Origin of the sequence: Amycolatopsis bullii, from assembly GCF_014654205.1 — a bacterium.
GTDB classification, from domain to species: domain Bacteria; phylum Actinomycetota; class Actinomycetes; order Mycobacteriales; family Pseudonocardiaceae; genus Amycolatopsis; species Amycolatopsis plumensis.
The window spans coordinates 1-17,463 of the sequence record NZ_BNAW01000021.1 but is presented as its reverse complement, the minus strand read 5'-3'; the positions used below and the strand labels follow the sequence as shown (position 1 = coordinate 17,463).

Genomic DNA, 17,463 nt, shown 5'->3' with positions numbered 1-17,463 from the left:
GTTCCAGTTCCAGCCGGTCGTAGCGAGGAGCGGACATGGCGAAAAGGGCGGCGCGCGGCGACGAGGCCGACTACGTCGTCGTCGGGTCGGGGAGCTCGGGCGCGGCGATCGCGGGACGGCTCGCGCAGGCCGGGGCCAGCGTGATCGTCCTCGAAGCCGGCAAGAGCGACGAGCAGCTGTTGGTGAAGAAACCTGGGCTCGTCGGACCCATGCACGCCGTGCCGCAGCTCAAGAAACCGCTCGACTGGGGCTTCTACGGCGTTCCGCAGAAACACGTTCTCGATCGTCGGATGCCGGTGCCGCGCGGGCGGGTCGTCGGCGGCTCCAGCTCCATCAACGGCATGGTCTACGTCCGCGGCAACCGCGCCAACTTCGACTCCTGGGGCGCCGAGGGCAACACCGGCTGGGACGCCGACAGCGTCAACGCCGCCTACAAGCGCATGGAGGACTTCGAAGACGGCGAGAACGCCTTCCGCGGCGCGGGCGGGCCGATCCGGGTCACCCGCGCGAAGAACCCCCAAGAGGCATCGCTGCAGTTCGTCGACGCCACCGCCGACGCGCTCGGCTGCAAGATCCTCGACGACTACAACGCCGAGTCCCAAGAGGGCGTCAGCCGCATGCAGCAGAACGCCGCCGACGGCCTGCGCTACAGCGCCTCGCGCGGCTACCTCCACCACCTCGCGCCCCCGACGCTGGAACTCCAGGACCGGGTGCTGGTCGAGAAGGTGCTCATCCGGAACGGCCGCGCCGTCGGGGTCGAGGTCCTCGACCGCGGGCGACGGCGCACCATCCGGGCCGGCAAGGAGGTCATCCTCTCCGCCGGCGTCATCGGCTCCGCGCAGCTGCTCATGCTCTCCGGCGTCGGCCACGCCGAGCACCTCAAGGAACACGGCATCGACGTCGTCGCCGACCTGCCCGTCGGCGACAACATGCACGACCACATGTTCCACGCGCTGACGTTCCACGTGACGACCAGCAAGAACAAGGGCACGGCGCCGTACTTCGCCCGCGGACTGGCCCGGGAGCTGCTGCGCCCCGGCACCACGTTCCTCGCGAACTCGGTCTTCGAGGCGGTCGCGTTCCTGCGGACCTCGCAGGCCGGGGCGATCCCGGACCTCCAGCTGCACCTCCTGCCGTGGGCCTACGTGTCGCCCAACCAGGACGCGCCGATCCGGCACGACGTCGACAAGCGCCCCGCGCTCACCGTGCTGACCACGCTCATCTACCCGAAGAGCCGCGGCACGCTGCGGCTCACCTCGGCCGATCCCGCCGCGGCACCGGACATCGACTTCCAGTACCTCTCCGACCCGGCCGACCTCGAGCTGCTCGGCGAAGGCTCGGAGATGGTGCGCGAGATCTTCGCGTCCAAGGCGTTCAAGGGCGCGGTCAAGGAAGAGATCCACCCCGGCAAGGACCTCAAGGGCCAAGCCCTGCGCGACGCCATCCTCAACCGCGCGACGTCGGTCTACCACGGCGTCGGCACCTGCCGGATGGGCGTCGACGAGCTCGCCGTCGTCGGCCCCGACCTGCGCGTGCGCGGCGTCGAGGGCCTGCGGGTCTGCGACGCCTCGATCATGCCGTCGATCACCGGCGGCAACACCAACGCGCCCTGCATCATGATCGGGGAAATGGGCGCCCAGCTCGTCCTCGGGAGCCGGTCATGACCGTCACGCCGCTCGCCCTCACCCGTCCGGCGTCGATCACCGACGCGTTCCTCCGGCAGCTCGTGGCGCGGGTGCCCGGGTCCTCCGGAGCGACCTGGAAGCTCACCGAGGTCTACACCGGCGAGCTGCTCGTCGAGCTCCCGCAGTCGACGCCGGAAGACATCGAGCGGGCGTTCGCCGTCGCGCGCGAAGCCCAGCTGAAGTGGGCGGCCACGCCGGTGAAGGAGCGGCTGGCGGTGTTCCGGCGGGCGCACGCGCTGTTCGTCGGGCACGCGCGGACCGTCGCCGACCTGATCCAGGTGGAGAGCGGCAAGAACCGGCGGATGGCGATCGAGGAGACCTGCGACCCGCCGATGGTGATGAGCCACTACCTGAAGCGGGCGGCCCGGTTGCTCGCGCCTGCCAAGCGCGCCGGCCCGGTGCCGCTGCTGACGTCCTCGACCGAGATCCGGCAGCCCAAGGGCGTCGTCGGGATCATCGCGCCGTGGAACTTCCCGTTCGCCACCGGGATTTCCGACGCCGTGCCGGCGCTGATGGCCGGCAACGCGGTCGTGCTCAAGCCGGACAACAAGACGGCGCTCTCACCGCTTTACGGCATCCGATTGCTGGAGCAGGCGGGCCTGCCGGAGGGGCTGTTCCAGGTGGTCTGCGGCGAGGGGCCCGATGTCGGCCCGACGCTGATCGACCACGCCGACTACATCATGTTCACCGGTTCGACGGCGACCGGCCGGGTGATCGGCGAGCGCGCGGGCCGCAACCTGATCGGCTGCTGCCTCGAGCTCGGCGGCAAGAACCCGATGATCGTGCTCGAGGACGCTTCGCTCGCCGAAACCGTCCAGGGCGCGATCTTCGGGGCGTTCGGCAACACGGGCCAGATCTGCATGCACATCGAGCGGATCTACCTGCCGGAGTCCCGGTACGAGGAGTTCAAGACGGCGTTCGTGGCGGCGGCTTCGGCCCTCGACGTCCGCGCGGCTTACGACTTCGGTCCCGACATGGGTTCCCTGGTCTCGGTCGACCACATGCGCCGGGTCAAGTCCCATGTGGACGACGCGGTCGCCAAGGGGGCCACCGTGTTGTGCGGCGGCCGGCCGCGGCCCGACCTCGGCCCGGCCTTCTTCGAGCCGACGATCCTCGAGGGCGTCACCACGGACATGCTCTGCGGCGTCACGGAAACCTTCGGGCCGGTGGTGGCGCTGCACAAGTACCGCACGGTCGACGAAGCGGTGGCGCTGGCCAACGACACGGACTACGGCCTGAACGCCTCGGTCTGGAGCGCGGACGTCACGGCGGCGCGCGCGGTGGCGGCGCGCATCGAGTCCGGCAACGTGAACGTCAACGACATCCTCGCGACCGCGTACGCGGCGAAGGGCACACCGTCCGGAGGGGTGAAGAACTCCGGCGTCGGCGCCCGGCACGGCGATCAGGGGCTGCTCAAGTACACGGACGTGAAGAACCTGGCCGTGCTGAAGAAGCAGGTGATGGGCCCGCGGCCGGGGCAAGGGTACGAGAAGTACGTCGAAAACATGCTCTCCGGGCTGAAGCTGATGCGGAAGCTGCGGATCCGGTAGCGCTCACCCGTCGACCAGCAGCCCGCGCAACGGACCCTGCAGCCGGGCCGCGCGGCGGGAGGCACCCGGCAGCAGGACCAGCCGGTGGGTGCGCTGCTCACCGCGGCGTTCCCGCTCGGCCTGCTCCTCGGCCAGCGGCCGCCACAGGTTGTCGACGATGTCCGCCGGCTCCCGGTTCTCCAGCTCCGAGACCGGGTGGCCGAGGTGTTCGGCCCACAGCCGCAGCCGCGTGCCGCGGGCGACCTCCGGGTCGTCGGTGGCGATGTTGACCTCGGTGTCGTTGAACAGCGAGTGCTCGTTGAGGTTCGCCGAGCCGATGGTCAGCCACTCGTCGTCGACGATGCCGAGTTTGGCGTGCACGTACACCGGCGCCGAGGCGTCGCCGTCGTGGGCGCTGATCGTCGTCGCGAGGAGGCGGTGGTGGCCGTCGTCGGCGTCGAGCAGGCAGCCCAGCTGGCCGCGGGTGGTGTCCGAGCCGTTGCTCGGCTTGCGCGGCAGCAGCAGGACGACGCGGAACTCGTCGGCCGGCGGATTCCGCAGCTTGTCGAGCAGGACCTCGGCGATCTCCGGCGACCACAGGAACTGGTTCTCCAGGTAGACCAGCCGCCGCGCCGAGCGCAGCGCGCGCAGGTAGCCGTCGAGGATGGTGAACTCGCCCTTGGGCAGGAAGTCGTAAGTGTTGTTCGGGACGGTCTTCTGCAGCTGGACCCGGCTGCTGCCGGCGGGGTCCGGGACCGCCGGTTCGGGCAGGGCCTCGCCCGCCACCTCCGTCCAGCGCCGCTTGAAGTGCACGGCCACGTCGGCGACGGCGGGCCCTTCGATCCGCGCCATCAGGTCGTGCCACCCGATCGTCCGCGGCGGGTGGTCCGGGCTGTCGTGCCGGTCGCCTTCCAGCGCGGTGAAGTCCACCCCGCCGACGAACGCGACGGCGTCGTCGACGATCACCAGCTTCTCGTGGTGGCAGTGCATCGTCCGCTCACGGGCGTCGAGGACGCAGCGCACATCGGTGCCTTCGGTGAACTTCCGCCGTTCGGACCGCGCGAGCTTCCGCGACGGCTGGAAGGCCGGGAAGGGCGGCCCCGCCCACAGCAGGACCCGCACCTCGACCCCGCGCCCGGCGGCCTCGGCCAGCAGTTCCCGCAGGGTGGGTGACCCGGGCTCCCGCGTCAGCCGGAAGTCGGCGCTGGCGTGCCAGTTGGCCAGGTGCACGTGCGACTTCGCGTGCCGGATGGCATCGGCCACGGCGGGCAGCGACTCCTCGCCGTCGATCAGCACCTCGACGCGGTTGCCGTCCCGGACGGGCGCCCGGCCGCCGAGCGGGTCGTCCGCGCCGCCCGGGCCCAGCACGTCACCCCAGCCGAGCCGGCGCAGCCGCCGCTGGTGGTGGGCGCACAGGACACGCTCGAGCCCGTCACCGAGCCGCTCGTCCACCTTGTCCACGAAGGAGTGAAACGTCGTCACCTGTCCCATATCACTACAGATCGGCCGGGTTCGCCGTGCAGTGACGCTGCGTCAGAGGTCGAGCACGAGCCGCGGCGAGCACGCCCGTGACACACAGAGCATCATCACCTCGTTCTCCAGCCGCTCCTCCGCCGTCAGCACCGAATCCCGGTGGTCCGGCTCACCGCCCAGCACGCCGGTCTCGCACGTCCCGCACGTCCCCTCGCGGCACGACGACAGCACCGGCACCCCGGCTTCCTCGACCACCTCGAGGATCGACCGGTCCGCCGGCACCGGCAGCACCCGCCCCGACCCGGCCAGCTCGACCTCGAACGCCGCCCGCTCACCAAGCTCCGGAAGCGGCTTGAAGCGCTCGACGTGCAGGTCCTGCGGGCCGAGCGCCTCCAGTGCCGCCAGCAGCGGCTCCGGGCCGCAGCAGTACACCGCCGTGCCCGGGCGGGCCGCCGTCAGCAGCGTCGGGAGGTCCAGCAGGCCGTGTTCGTCCTGTGGGCGGAACGTCACCCGGTCGCCGTGCACGGAAAGCTCGGAGGCGAACGCCATCGACGCACGCGTCCGGCCGCCGTAGACCAGCTGCCATTCGCGGCCGGAGCGGGCCACCTGGTCGAGCATGGGCAGGATCGGCGTGATGCCGATGCCGCCCGCGATGAACAGGTACCGCTCGGCGTCCACCAGCGGAAAGTGGTTGCGCGGGCCCTCGGCCTGAACCCGGTCGCCCTCGGCCAGCGAGTCGTGCACGTACGCGGAGCCGCCGCGGCCCTCGGGCTCGCGCAGCACCGCCACGACGTACGCCGACCTGTCCGCGGGGTCGCCGCACAGCGAGTACTGCCGCACGAAGCCGGGCAGGAGCAGGTCGATGTGCGCACCCGGCTCCCACGGCGGGAGCGAACCGCTGCCGGGAGCGCGGAGCGTCAGCCGGACCACGCCGTCCGCCGGCTTTTCCTTGCGGTCCACCACGAGTTCGAACGTCATCGGTGTCCTTCGGGGTGGGCGAGCAGCCAGTCCCACAGCTGCACGGGGTCTTCGAACTCACGCTCGGCGCCGCAGTGGCAGACCGCGCGCAGCCGGTCGGTGCCGAGCACCCAGTGGATGCGGTAGACGCGGTCTCCCGCGAGCATCGGCCGGTTCACGATGCCGCCATCCGCTGCAGCATGCGGCGGGCCGCCAGGCCGCCGGTGTCGATGTTGATCGACAGCTCCTGGTATCCGTCCGGTTCGGTGGCGATGACCCGCTCGAGGACGTCGAGGGCTTCGACGTCCTGCAGCACGACCGTGCGGTTGTTCTCCGCGAGGAACGCCGAAACCCCTTCGTCGTCCAACGCGAAGTCGCGGGCCACCGCCCAGAAGTCGTGCGTCGAGTGCTCGGTCTCGGGCGTGATCGCGTACACGACCTCGACGTGGAAGGCGTCCGGGTCGCTGCCGTCCGGGTTCGGCACGGACCCGACCGGCGCGATGCGGCTGTGCAGCTTGTACAGGCACGGCGGCGTGTACTCGATGTCCTGCCAGCGCGTGATGCGGCCTTCGAGGCCGGTCGACTTCGCGTAGAAGGGCGGGCACGCCGCGTCGGCCATGTGCCGCGAGACGTAGACGACGCCGGCCTCTTCGTCGACCTCGGTGGTGATCGGCGTTTCGGCGACCTCCGGGGTGCCGATGTAGCCGCCGTGCAGGTAGGTCTCGTGGGACAGGTCCAGCAGGTTGTCCACCAGCAGCGAGTACCGCGCCTTGAGCGGTTCCATCCCGCGGACGGTGGTGTAGCCCGGCGAGTCGAGCCAGGGCGCCCGCGGGATCTGCGCCGCGTCCGCCTTCGCCGGATCGCCGATGAACACCCAGACGAAGGAGTCCTGCTCCACCAGCGGGTAGCGCGTCAGCCGCGCGGTCCGCGGCACCCGCGTCTGCCCGGGCACGGCCACGCACTTGCCGTCCACGCCGTAGGTGAAGCCGTGGTAGCCGCAGACGACCCGGTCGTCGACCAGCCGGGACGGCGCCTGCGACAGCGGGAAGCGCCGGTGCACGCACCGGTCGGCCATCGCGGTGACGCTTCCGTCCCGGGTCCGCCAGAACAGGATCGGTTCCCCGCAGATGGTGCGGCCGAACAGTTCGGTGCCGATCTCGGAGCCGTAGGCGGCGACGTACCACTGGTCGCGGGGAATGGCGCTCATCGGGTCGTCCTTTCGTGGTGGGCCGGGTCACAGCGTGGGGCAGCGAACCGGGTGCCACGAAGGGCTATTTCATAAGATGGAAAGCGCTCGGGAAATCGCGCGGGCGCTGGTCATCACCAGCGGGGCGAGCGCGTGCGGCGCCACGCTGCCGTACCGGACCACGAGTGACACCGCTGCGACCACCTGCCCCCGCGCGTCGTGGATCGGTGCGCCGACCGAGAGCGCGTCCAGGGTCACCTGGCGCTCGCTGATGGAGAACCCGTGCGTCCGGACGTCGGCGAGCATGTGCCGCAGGCGGTCCGGGTCGGTCACCGTCGAACTCGTGTACCGCTCGATCGGACCGCCCAGCACCTCCTCCTGCACCGCCGAGGGCGCGTGGGCGAGCAGGACCAGCCCGACGCCCGTCGCGGTCAGGGCGAACCGGCCGCCGACGCGGGTGAGGACCGGGACCGCCCCGGAGCCCGCGATCCGCTCGATGTACACGACCTCGGTGCCTTCGCGGACGGCGAGCTGGACGTTCTCGCGGGTGATCTGCGAGAGGTCCTCGAGGAACGGCAGGGCGAGTTCCCGCAGGCCGAGGCCCCGCGGCGCGAGCGAGCCCAGCTCCCACAGCCGCAGGCCGACCCGGTAGACGCCGGCCTCGTCACGCTCCAGCGCGCCCCAGTCGCAGAACTCGCGCAGCAGCCGGTGCGCCGTCGCGGCCGGCAGCCCGGCCCGGCGCGCGACCTCGGTCAGCCGCAGCGCCGGCCGGTCCGGCGAGAAAGCTTCCAGTACCCGCAGCGCGCGGCCCAGCACCGGCCCGGTGGCGCCGGGAACGCGACCTCGGTGCGGCACGGCGACCTCCGGCGGATGCGCGGGCTAGAGGTCCACTATGCCCCGCGCGGCCCGGCGCGCCGCGGCGGCGTCCCGGCGTTCCTCGAACCGGGACGCCTGCGTGTCGAGCCCCTTGACGAACGTCGCCAGTTCTTCCCGCGCGGCTTCCCCGGCCGCGCCGAGGCCGGTCAGGTCGAAGACCTTCCAGTACCGCAGCAGCGGCTGGACGACGTCGTCGTGGTGGATGCGCAGGTCGTAGATGCCGGCCTTGGCCATCAGCGCCGCCTTGCGCTGGAAGCTCGGGATCACCGCGCCCGGCATCGCGAAGTTCAGCACCTCGTCGGTGATCGCGCGCATCATCGCGTCCGGCGAGATCTCCAGCGCCGCCTTGACGAGGTTGCGGTAGAAGACCATGTGCAGGTTCTCGTCCGTGGACACCCGGGCCAGCAGCTTCTCGGCCAGGGGATCCTGGGTGTAGCGGCCGGTGTTGCGGTGCGAGAGCCGGGTCGCCAGCTCCTGGAAGGAGACGTACGCGCAGACGTTGAGCAGCGGCTTGTCACCCGTGTCGTAGCCCGCCTGCATGGTCTCCATCCGCATCCGTTCCAGCTCGACCGGGTCGACGGCGCGGGTGACCAGCAGGTAGTCGCGGATGCAGATGCCGTGGCGGCCCTCCTCGGCCGTCCACCGGTGTACCCAGGTGCCCCAGGCCCCGTCGCGGCCGAACGCGCGCTCGATCTCGCGGTGGTAGCTGGGCAGGTTGTCCTCGGTGAGCAGGTTGACCTCGAGGGCCGTCCGCGCGATCGGGCTCACCCGGGACTGCTCCGGATCCCACGCCTCCCCGCCCAGGTCGGCGAAGTCGCGCCCCTGGCTCCACGGGACGTACTCGTGCGGCATCCAGTCCTGGGCGGCGGCGAGGTGCCGGTTGAGGTTCTCTTCGACCGTGCCTTCCAGTTCGTGCAGCAGGCGGGTGGTTTCGGGGACCGGCATCGGGCAACGTCCTTCCGTACCTACGCGACCGTAACTTACGGTGCCGTAGGAAACGACAACGGACGCGGGCACCCGCGGGTTCCCGGGTGCCTCAGCCGGGCACCAGCTCGAAGACGTAATCCTTGAGGATGGGGCCGAAAAAGCTCATCGAGGTGACCCGCACCACAGCCTGCCCGGGAACGCCGCGAGCCTGCGAAAGGACTTCGCACCTCGCGGCCGGATCGGCCGGCACGACCCTCGTGATCTTCGGCGACGAGCCGGCCGCGACCGGAACGGTGGACGACGGCGCCCCGGCGTCGAAGCCGCCGAACGTCCGGCCGCCGACCATGATCTTGATCGACAACGGCCCGTCGGTCGGGATGGGCCGGCCGTTGAACCCCTGCCAGTACCGCACGCAGGTGTCGCGCCAGCTGCCCGCGTCGGCCTCGTGGGCGGCGAGCTTGGCCTTGACCTCGGCGAAGCGCCGGGCGTCGACGTGCGGTTCGAGGGCATCCCAGGCCCGGCGCAGCCACGACACGTAGTGGACGCCGGTCTGGTAGCGGTACACCAGTTCGTCCCAGAAGATCCGGCCGGAGCGCAGCCGCCGGTCCCACGGCACGTGGTGGAACCACATCAGCAGGTTCTCGGGGACGGTGTCGATGTCGGCGTACCGGGCCGCGAGCACCGGGAAGTACTGCGCGGTGAAGCCGCTGCCGGTGGGAGAGCGGTCGTAGCCCAGCCCGGCGGCGTCGGCCTTGTTGTAGTAGACCGGGCTCCAGTCGTCCCGCGCGAGCCGTTCGGCGGGGTTGGGGCCGTAGTGGTCGCTGGACCGGAACTGGTGCGCGACGCCGAGCGGAGTCTGGTAGCTGACCAGCGCCTCCCGGGAGCCCATCATCATGGCCACGATGGTCCGGACGACGAAGTCGCGGTTGCTCCACGTCAGCCGGACCCAGTCTTCGGCGATGCCGCGGGCGTCGAGGGTCCAGTCCCACGCCAGCCTGCCGAAGGCGTACAGGTTCGCCTGCGCGAAGTGGTGCCCGGTCAGGTTGTCCGCGTTGCCGAAGTTGGCCACGCCGACGATGGCGCTGTCCGGGTGGCACTGGGCGGTGCCGTCCACGACGTGGCCGACCAGGCGCTTCTCCAGCAGCTTGCCGTGCGCGTCGGTGGCGTACGTGTCGGACTTCAGCACCTCCTCCCACAGCGGGCCGAGGTAGCACAGCATCGTGTTCTGGCCGGTGTACTCCTGGGTGATCTGCAGTTCGATGGCCTGGTTGGTGTGCTCCATCCGGCCGAAGAGCGGGTTGGCCGGCTCCCGGGCCTGGTAGTCGAGCGGGCCGTTCTTGGTCTGCAGGAAGACGTTCTTCGCGAACCGGCCGATCGTGCCGTCGGGCTGGCGCTCCTCGTCGATGGGGCCGAATTCCAGGTACGCGCGCTTGAGCCGGTCGGCGTCGACGTCGGCGTTGTAGACGAAGGTGCGCCAGAAGATCCGCATCCCGAGCGGCGCCACCGCCGCCGCCATGCCGTTGGCGCCGTCACCGTGGTCGTAGCCCAGGTCCTGAGGACCCGGCTGGCCCTCGGAGTTCGCCTTGACGGTGAAGCCCAGGAAGTCGGGGATGGCGGCCTGCAGCTGCCGGGCCCGGCGCGTCCACCAGTCCCGGAACTTGGCGCTGTAGGGATCGAGTTCCTCCCGGGTGAGGGTGTCGGGTGCGAACCGGGCGTCCGTCGGGGCCGCGTAGTTGATGGACACCGCCAGCTTGATCCCGTACGGGCGCAGCGCGTCCGCCAGCGCGGCCTCCTGCTCGATGGCGGCCGGGGTGAGGTAGAAGCTGTTGGCGTTGACGTTGTTGATCGTGATGCCGTTGATGCCGACCGAGGCCATCGCCCGTGCCGCCACCAGGTACCGGTCGAGGATCACCGGCAGGTTCAGCGCGGCGGACGCGCCGGTGGCGGTGAAGTCGAAGATCGCGCCGTTCTCGCCGTCCAGCCCGCCGGTGCCCGCGGGGTTGTTCCCGGCGTAGAGGCGCTCGGTCTCCCAGTAGTTCAGGTACCGGTGGTTGATCCGGGGCACCGAGGAAACTTTCAGTTCGGTGAGGGGTTGCTGCGCCTGGAGACGCCGGAGGAACGCGAATGTCCCGTACAGCGCGGCGAGGTCGGTGTTGCCGGCGATCACGATCGACCGGTGTCCGCCCCGGGACAGCGAGCGGACGAGGTAGCCGTCGTCACCCAGCGGCGCCAGGTCGCGCGCGGGAACGAGCATGCGGACCAGCGGTGAGCTGTCCGGGGTGCCGACGATCACCGCGCGGTCGGGGAACCCGCCCTGCACCGGCACGGGCCGCCCCAGCAGCCCGCCGAGGCCCCGGACGAGCTCGTCCCGCGCCGCCTCCAGGGTGCTCTCCACCAGGTGCTCGCGGGAACCGGGGGCCATGCTCAGGTTGGCGGTGTGCCGGTGGACCTTGGTCCGGCCGGCGTTCTCCACGACGATCGCGCCGAGTGCGGCCCGGTAGCGGGCGAGGAGGCCGGGGTCGGCGACCCGCTCGTAGCGCAGCCACAGGTCGGAGCCGTCGTAGTCGGCGGGGAAGGCGCCCGGAGGGGTCGCTCGCGCCGGAACGGCACCGAACACCGAGGTGGCCACGGCAGCTCCGCTGCCGATCAGGAAGGAACGCCGGCGCAGCCGGCTCTGCTCGTTCTCGTCGCTGGAAGACACCGTGCCCCCATCGTGTTCACGAGTATTTAGTTCGGTTCCCGCACTATTCCGGGCGTGCGGCCGCGCTGTCAAGAATTGGCGATATAGCAGGGAATCCTCGAAAGTTTCGGCGTGTCGGGACGCCGTGTTCCGGCCCGGATGATCGGCCGTGCCAGACTTCGCGGCGATGCTCACGCCAGCCGATCTCGCCGACCTGCTCGACTGCGAGCACCGCAGCATCCTGAACCAGGCACTGGCCGCGGGCCTGCCGGGAGCGCCGCGGCCCGCACCCGCCGAACCGGATTCGCGGCGCGGACACACGACAGCGATGCTCGCCGGGTTCCGCGCCGCCGGGCGCGTGGTCGCCGAGATCGACGTCGAGGACACCGCGCTCGCCGCGAAGGCGACGGAGGAGGCGTTGCGCGCCGGGACACCGGTGATCCACCGGGCCGTCCTGCTCGACGGCGAGTTCTCGGCGCAGGCGGACTTCCTGGTCCGGGACGGCGACGGCCGTTACGAGGTCCACGACGCGAAGCCGGTCCGCCAGGCGACGCCCGCCGTGGTGGTCCGGCTGACGGCGTGCGCCGACGCACTGGACCGCGCCGGGTGGCCGGCCGGGCCGCAGCTGCACCTGCGGCTGACCGGCGGCGGCACCCGGACGCTGCGCGTCGAGGACTTCCGGCCGCTGGTGGCCCGGCTGCGGACCCGGCTGGCGAGCCGCCCGCCGCGGCTGCCGGTCCCGCTGTGGGCCGACGAACGCCCGGCCTGCGCCGGCTGCAGGTTCGCGCAGCACTGCGCGTCGGCCCGGGAGGCCGACCGGGACCTCTCCCTGGTCGCCGGGATGCGCGGCGACCAGCGCCGCAAGCTGGTCGCCGCCGGGCTCGGCTCGATCGACGCGCTCGCCGCCGCCGGCCCGGACGACCGGCCACGGGACCTCTCCGCGACGGCGTTCGCCACTCTGCGCGCCCAGGCCGCGCTACAGGTCCGGCAGGACACCACCGGCGAGATCGCCTACGAGGTCGTCGACCCCGCCGAGCTGGCCGCCCTGCCCGCGCCGGCCCCGGGTGACGTGTTCGTCGACCTGGCCGGCGACCCGCACGCTCTCGCCGGTGAAGGCCTGGAATACCTCTTCGGCGCGTTCGGCGACCGGCAGTTCACGCCGTTCTGGGCGCACAGCCGCGCCCAGGAGCGGCGGGCGTTCGAGGAGTTCGTCGACTTCGCCGCGGCGCGCGTCGCCGAGCACCCGGGCTCGCACGTCTACCACTACGCGCCCTACGAGGTCACCGCGATCAAGCGGCTGGCGGCGGTGCACGGCACCCGCGAGGAGACCGTCGACCACCTGCTGCGCAGCGGCGCGGTCGTGGACCTGCACGCGGTCGTGCGCAAGGCGCTGCGCGTGTCGCAGCGGTCGTACTCGATCCGGCACCTCGAGCCGCTCTACCAGCCCGGCGCTCGCGGGAAGACCGCGATGTCCGACGTCGAGGCCTACGAGGAGTACCTGGCGCTCGCGCAGTCCGGCGAGCCGGAACGCGCCGACGAGGTCCTGCGCCGCATCGGCGAGAACACCGAGGACGACTGCGTCTCCGCGCAACGGCTGTTCGAATTCCTGCACCGGGTCCGCGCCGACGCCGGCATCGAGGTCCCGGAGCCGGCCGAGGAATCCGCCGAGGACGCGCTGCTGCGGGCGGCCGAGGAGGACGTCGCCGCCGAGCGGCGCGCCGAACGGGCCGCGCAGCTGGCGGCGCTGGTCGACCCGCTGCTGGACGGCCTGCCGGACGACCCCGGCCACTTCACCGCCGACGAGCGGGCCCGCGCGCTGCTGGCCGCGTCCGTCGGCTACCACCGGCGTGAGACGAACCCGGCCTGGTGGGAGTACTTCCGCCAGCTCGCTGCCCCGCTCGGGGATCTCGAGGTCGACACCGCCTGCGCGGTGCCGGTCTCGCTGGAAGCGGGGGAGTGGGTGCCCCCGGCCGGGCGGGCACGCACCGCGAAGCGGACGCTGCAGCTGGCGTGCGACCCCGACCGGCCGCACCCGTTCGCCCCGGGCGACGACGTGCGGCTGCGCTACGGCGACACCGCCCGGGAGGCGAAGGTCGTCGCCGCGTCGGCCGTGGAGCTGACCCTGGAGGAGAGCTGCCCGCCGGACGCGACCACGAACGACCGGCCCAGCGCGGTGCTGCCGGGCAGCCCGGTGCGGCCGTCACCCAAGGACGAGGCGGTCGCCGACCTCGCCCGCCTGGTCGTCGACGCGCTCCCGGAGCTGCCGCGCCACCCCGGCGTCGACCTGCTCCGGCGCACCCCGCCACGGCTGCGGGGCGGCGCGTCGCTGCCCTCGCCGGGCGAGGACCTGGTGGCCACCGTGATCGAGGCGGTCGAGGCGCTCGACGGGTCGGCGCTGGCCGTGCAGGGGCCGCCGGGAGCGGGCAAGACCTACCTGGCCGGCCGGCTGATCGCCCGGCTGGTGCGGGCGGGGCGGACGGTTGCGGTCACCTCGACCAGCCACAAGGCCGTGGAGAACGTGCTGAGCGCGGCCAAGAAGAGCGCGCCGGAGCTGCCGTGCGCCAAGCGCGCGAAGAAGACGCCGGACCCGGCCGCGCCGTGGGACCAGCCGAAGAGCAACCCCGCGCTGGTGAAGTGGCGCGAGGAGCACGACGCGGGGCACCTGGTCGGCGGGACGGCGTGGACGTTCGCGAACGCGGCGGTCCGCGAGGAGCCGTTCGACCTGCTGATCATCGACGAAGCCGGCCAGTTCGCGCTGGCCGACGCGCTCGCGGTGTCGATGTGCGCGCGCAACGTCCTGCTGCTGGGCGACCCGCAGCAGCTGCCCCAGGTGGTGCAGGGCACGCACCCGGCCGGAGCGGAGGCCTCGGCACTGGGCCACCTGATCGGCGAGGCCGACATCATGCCGGCGTCCCTGGGCTACTTCCTCGACGAGACCCGGCGCATGCACCCCGCGGTGTGCGAACCGGTGTCGAACCTGTCCTACGCCGGGCGGCTGCACGCCCACCCGTCGGCCGCGGACCGCGCGCTGGAAGGCGTCGACGCGGGGCTGTACCTGAGCGAGGTGGACCACCAGGGCAACACGACCCGATCGGTGGAGGAAGCCGTCGAGGTCGTGCGGCTGGTGTCCGAAGTGCACGGTCGCCTGTGGACGGACCACGGTGCGCCGCGGCCGCTGGGCGACAAGGACGTTCTGGTCGTCGCGCCGTACAACCTCCAGGCGCGCACGGTGACCCGGGCCCTTGAGGAGGCGGGCTACCCGGGCGTCCGGGTGGGGACGGTCGACCGGTTCCAGGGCCAGGAGGCCCCGGTGGTGATCGCGACGATGACGTCCTCGTCGGCGGTCGACCTGCCGCGCGGGCTCGACTTCCTGTTGTCGCGCAACCGGCTGAACGTGGCGTTGTCGCGGGCGCAGGCGCTCGCCGTCCTGGTGTGCTCGCCCCGGCTCGTCGAGGCGGACATCCGGACGGTGGACCAGCTGCGCCTGGTCGCGGGCATGATCGGCCTGATGACGGCGGCGCGGCCGTGGCCGGCGGGTCAGCTGGGTGGTTCGATCTCGCCGGCGTCCTCGTCGACGTCCTGAGAGCCGGGCTGCTTGCGCTCCCGGTCGGCTTCGGGGATTTCCACGTCGAGGTCGAGTTCGGGTGTGCCGGGCGGGGCCGGCGCGTCGGGGGTCAGGGGGCGGTTCTCGGATTCGCTCATGGGGGGCGGTTACCCCGGGCGCCGGTGATCAAAGCGTCGGGCCGGTCAGGCCGGGTTCGACGCTGGGGTGCGGCCGGGTCGGCGGCGGCTGTCCGGTGGCCGGGTTCGGGCGGGTTTCGGCCGGTCGGCAGGTTCGGGCCGGGGAGCGAGGTGCCGGGCGCAAATCCCGGCCGTCGGGGTCAGGCGGGGTTCCGGGGTGCGGCCGGGTGCTCGCCCGCGAGTTCGGCCGGGGCCAGGTCGTCCAGGGTCTGCCAGCGGAACACCCCCGCACCCTGCGCGTAGGCCAGGTGCCCGCCGAGCGCGCCGCCGGCACTCGTCGCCGCCAGGCCCAGCGCCGCCAGGAGCCGTCCGCCGCGGCCACTGCGGCGGGCCAGGTAGGACGCGCCGAACAGCGCCGTCGCCGTCGCGTTGGCGGCCGCGTGGATCAGGCCGACCCGGCGTTGCCGCACGTCCAGGTTCGCGTAGTCGGCCAGGCCGAGCACCACCGCCGCCGGGGCGGCCAGCAGGCCGGTCGCGATCAGGCGGCGTGCTGTGTCGCGGCCGTCCGGGAGCAGGTCGAACACCGCCGAGCACACCCAAGCGCCGATCGGCACCGTCACCGCGATCGGGTGCAGCGGGTGCCCCAGCGCGTGGCCGCGCAGCTGGCGCGTCACGCCGCTCTCGCCGTTCAGCACCCGCCCGAGCCCGGTGGCCGGGCCGTCGAGCGCCTCGGCGTCTTCGGCTTTCTGCAGCACCCGGTGGGCCCAGGCGGGCTTCGACCGGCCATGACCATCGCGCGTGGGATCCATACCGCCGTGGCTACCCGGTTGCGCGGCCCTCAACCCTCGGCCCTCGCGCGGTGGCGTCGCGAGACCGCCGCCGTGAGCAAGTCACCCGGCCGGGGGAGCGTGCCGATGAGCCTGGTGAACGCGCTGCGCCGGAGCACCTTGCCGGGGTGACTGCCGTGGACCTGCCCCGGTTCGTCCACAGTGGAGTCGACGTTGTCGGTTCCGTTGTCGGGCAGCGTGTTGTGGAAGCTGCGCGAGCCGATCCGGCGCAGCGAAAGCAGGGCGTCGGTCATCGCCGGGGACAGCCGCTGCCCGAGGAAGAAGCCGATCGAGGCCCCGCCGACGGGGATCTCGCGGCGGGGGTGCGTCGAGGCGAACACGATGGCGTCGGCGACCGTCTCCGGGGCGTACACCGGCGGCGGGGGCTTCGGCAGCGCGCCGAGCTTGCTGCGCGCGTGCTCGAAGAACGGCGTGTCGATGGCTGCGGGGAGGATCGTGGTGACGGCGATCGGCGCGCCCTCCTGCGCGAGTTCGATGCGCAGGCAGTCGTAGAAGCCGCGCAGCGCGAACTTGCTGGCGGTGTAGGGCGCGTGCAGCGGCACCGCCCGCACGCCCTCGACCGACGCCACGCCGATCACCGAGCCGCCGCCCGCGCGGCGCAGGGCGGGCAGCACCGCGCGCACGCCGTGGACGTGCCCGAGGAAGTTCACCCGCAGGACGCGGTCGAACTCTTCGTCGGTGATGTCCTCGACGCGGCCGAAGACCGACACACCGGCCAGGTTCACCCAGGTGTCGATCCGCCCGAACTGCGTTTCGGCCGTCCGGACCAGCGCGCGGACGGCGTCCGGGTCGGCGATGTCGGTGGGCACGGCCAGTGCCGTCCCGCCCGCGGCCGTGATCTCTTCGACCAGCGTGCCGAGAGCCCGCTCGGTGCGGCCGGCGCACACGACGCGCGCCCCTTGCGCGGCGAAGGCGAGCGCGGCGGCGCGCCCGATCCCGCTCGACGCGCCCATCAGCACGACCACCTGATCGGACACCGGTCTGGGCATGACGCCTCCTCGTGGTTCGGGGACCCGGAAGGCCCCGGATACCGCCGGGACCGCCGCACAAACGCCGATCCCGGGCCGCACGGATAACCGGCGCCGGCCGCGGGTACCAGCTCCAGGTGTCCCTTCCTGCCGGAATCTCCGCCTTTCTCCCCGGGACGTCGGTCGCCGCGGGCGCGGCCGTCCTGTTCGCCGTCGGATCGGTGCTGCAGCACGAGGCCGCTTCGAGCAGCGCGCACGCGCGGGGCGTCGAACTGCGCCTGCTCGTGACCCGCCCGAAGTGGATGGTGGGGCAGAGCGCGACGGTGCTGGGGACCGTGCTGCAGGTGGTCGCGCTGGCCCTGGCGCCGGTCGCCATCGTGCAGCCGGTGCTCGCCGGCGGCCTGGTCGTCGCGCTGGCGATCCGGTCGGTGCGCGACCGGTGCCTGCCGTCCCGCCTCGACGGGATCGGGGCCGTCCTCACCTGTGGTGGCCTGGCCGTCTTCCTGGTCGCGGCCCGCCCGGCCGCCGGCACCGGCGACCGGCTGCCGCCCTGGTTCGCGGTCGCCGGCGCGGTGCTGCTGGCGGTGGGCCTGGTCGCGGCGGCCAGCCGGGTCGAGCGCGGCCCCCGGGGCGCCCTGGCCTCATCGGTGTAG

At 72.4% G+C, this 17,463-nt stretch carries 14 protein-coding genes; 4 read left to right on the top strand and 10 right to left on the bottom strand.

Annotation, left to right across the window (positions count from 1 at the left end; translation table 11 throughout):
- Positions 1–35 precede the first annotated feature (35 nt).
- Together IE317_RS22915 and IE317_RS22910 are read left to right on the top strand one after the other, a co-directional pair.
- Positions 36–1,664 carry a GMC family oxidoreductase gene (locus IE317_RS22915; protein ID WP_191313317.1) on the top strand — a complete coding sequence of 543 codons (1,629 nt, stop codon included), beginning with the start codon at positions 36–38 and terminating at the stop codon, positions 1,662–1,664.
- Positions 1,661–3,235: a succinic semialdehyde dehydrogenase gene (locus tag IE317_RS22910; protein WP_191313315.1), complete on the top strand. Its 1,575-nt coding sequence runs from the start codon at positions 1,661–1,663 to the stop codon at positions 3,233–3,235. Before IE317_RS22915 ends, IE317_RS22910 begins: the two co-directional genes overlap by 4 nt.
- Positions 3,236–3,238: 3 nt before the next feature.
- On the opposite strand, the gene IE317_RS22905 is transcribed toward IE317_RS22910, so the two are convergent.
- The 7 genes from IE317_RS22905 to IE317_RS22875 form a co-directional block, all read right to left on the bottom strand.
- Positions 3,239–4,696: a phospholipase D-like domain-containing protein gene (locus tag IE317_RS22905; protein WP_191313313.1), complete on the bottom strand. Its 1,458-nt coding sequence runs from the start codon at positions 4,694–4,696 to the stop codon at positions 3,239–3,241.
- A gap of 51 nt (positions 4,697–4,747) precedes the next feature.
- Positions 4,748–5,665, bottom strand: coding sequence for a PDR/VanB family oxidoreductase (locus IE317_RS22900; RefSeq protein ID WP_191313311.1), 918 nt, complete (start codon positions 5,663–5,665; stop codon positions 4,748–4,750).
- The gene (locus tag IE317_RS22895; protein ID WP_191313489.1) at positions 5,662–5,823 is read right to left on the bottom strand and encodes a hypothetical protein; all 162 of its coding nucleotides are present in this window, start codon (positions 5,821–5,823) and stop codon (positions 5,662–5,664) included. The genes IE317_RS22900 and IE317_RS22895 overlap by 4 nt, the downstream gene beginning before the upstream one ends.
- Positions 5,820–6,851, bottom strand: a complete 1,032-nt coding sequence (locus IE317_RS22890; RefSeq protein WP_191313309.1) for an aromatic ring-hydroxylating dioxygenase subunit alpha — start codon at positions 6,849–6,851, stop codon at positions 5,820–5,822. The genes IE317_RS22895 and IE317_RS22890 overlap by 4 nt, the downstream gene beginning before the upstream one ends.
- Positions 6,852–6,920: 69 nt before the next feature.
- A complete protein-coding gene (locus tag IE317_RS22885) occupies positions 6,921–7,685 on the bottom strand; it encodes an IclR family transcriptional regulator (protein ID WP_191313307.1) in 765 nt (254 codons plus the stop codon).
- Positions 7,686–7,709: 24 nt separating this feature from the next.
- Positions 7,710–8,651 carry an acyl-ACP desaturase gene (locus IE317_RS22880; RefSeq protein WP_191313304.1) on the bottom strand — a complete coding sequence of 314 codons (942 nt, stop codon included), beginning with the start codon at positions 8,649–8,651 and terminating at the stop codon, positions 7,710–7,712.
- A 91-nt stretch (positions 8,652–8,742) separates the two neighbouring features.
- Positions 8,743–11,334: an alpha-glucuronidase family glycosyl hydrolase gene (locus tag IE317_RS22875; RefSeq protein WP_191313302.1), complete on the bottom strand. Its 2,592-nt coding sequence runs from the start codon at positions 11,332–11,334 to the stop codon at positions 8,743–8,745.
- A 166-nt stretch (positions 11,335–11,500) separates the two neighbouring features.
- Between IE317_RS22875 and IE317_RS22870 the strand changes: the two genes are divergently transcribed.
- Entirely contained in the window at positions 11,501–14,896 is a 3,396-nt protein-coding gene (locus IE317_RS22870) for a TM0106 family RecB-like putative nuclease (protein WP_191313300.1), read from the top strand.
- Here the strand turns inward: IE317_RS22870 and IE317_RS22865 are convergent.
- The 3 genes from IE317_RS22865 to IE317_RS22855 form a co-directional block, all read right to left on the bottom strand.
- Positions 14,851–15,015: a hypothetical protein gene (locus IE317_RS22865; RefSeq protein ID WP_191313298.1), complete on the bottom strand. Its 165-nt coding sequence runs from the start codon at positions 15,013–15,015 to the stop codon at positions 14,851–14,853. The two genes, IE317_RS22870 and IE317_RS22865, sit on opposite strands and share 46 nt — an antisense overlap.
- A 179-nt stretch (positions 15,016–15,194) precedes the next feature.
- Positions 15,195–15,803 carry a DUF2231 domain-containing protein gene (locus IE317_RS22860; RefSeq protein ID WP_191313296.1) on the bottom strand — a complete coding sequence of 203 codons (609 nt, stop codon included), beginning with the start codon at positions 15,801–15,803 and terminating at the stop codon, positions 15,195–15,197.
- 29 nt (positions 15,804–15,832) lie between these two features.
- A complete protein-coding gene (locus IE317_RS22855) occupies positions 15,833–16,831 on the bottom strand; it encodes an SDR family oxidoreductase (protein WP_191313294.1) in 999 nt (332 codons plus the stop codon).
- 116 nt (positions 16,832–16,947) lie between these two features.
- On the opposite strand from IE317_RS22855, the gene IE317_RS22850 reads away from it, so the two are divergent.
- Positions 16,948–17,463: a hypothetical protein gene (locus tag IE317_RS22850; protein WP_229902861.1), complete on the top strand. Its 516-nt coding sequence runs from the start codon at positions 16,948–16,950 to the stop codon at positions 17,461–17,463.

Bases quoted from the DNA above. Each gene is read 5' to 3' on its own strand.
- IE317_RS22855 (WP_191313294.1), bottom strand. From the start codon at position 16,831: ATGCCCAGACCGGTGTCCGATCAGGTGGTCGTGCTGATGGGCGCGTCG.
- IE317_RS22890 (WP_191313309.1), bottom strand. From the start codon at position 6,851: ATGAGCGCCATTCCCCGCGACCAGTGGTACGTCGCCGCCTACGGCTCC.
- IE317_RS22910 (WP_191313315.1), top strand. From the start codon at position 1,661: ATGACCGTCACGCCGCTCGCCCTCACCCGTCCGGCGTCGATCACCGAC.
- IE317_RS22880 (WP_191313304.1), bottom strand. From the start codon at position 8,651: ATGCCGGTCCCCGAAACCACCCGCCTGCTGCACGAACTGGAAGGCACG.
- IE317_RS22870 (WP_191313300.1), top strand. From the start codon at position 11,501: ATGCTCACGCCAGCCGATCTCGCCGACCTGCTCGACTGCGAGCACCGC.
- IE317_RS22900 (WP_191313311.1), bottom strand. From the start codon at position 5,665: ATGACGTTCGAACTCGTGGTGGACCGCAAGGAAAAGCCGGCGGACGGC.
- IE317_RS22865 (WP_191313298.1), bottom strand. From the start codon at position 15,015: ATGAGCGAATCCGAGAACCGCCCCCTGACCCCCGACGCGCCGGCCCCG.
- IE317_RS22915 (WP_191313317.1), top strand. From the start codon at position 36: ATGGCGAAAAGGGCGGCGCGCGGCGACGAGGCCGACTACGTCGTCGTC.
- IE317_RS22860 (WP_191313296.1), bottom strand. From the start codon at position 15,803: ATGGATCCCACGCGCGATGGTCATGGCCGGTCGAAGCCCGCCTGGGCC.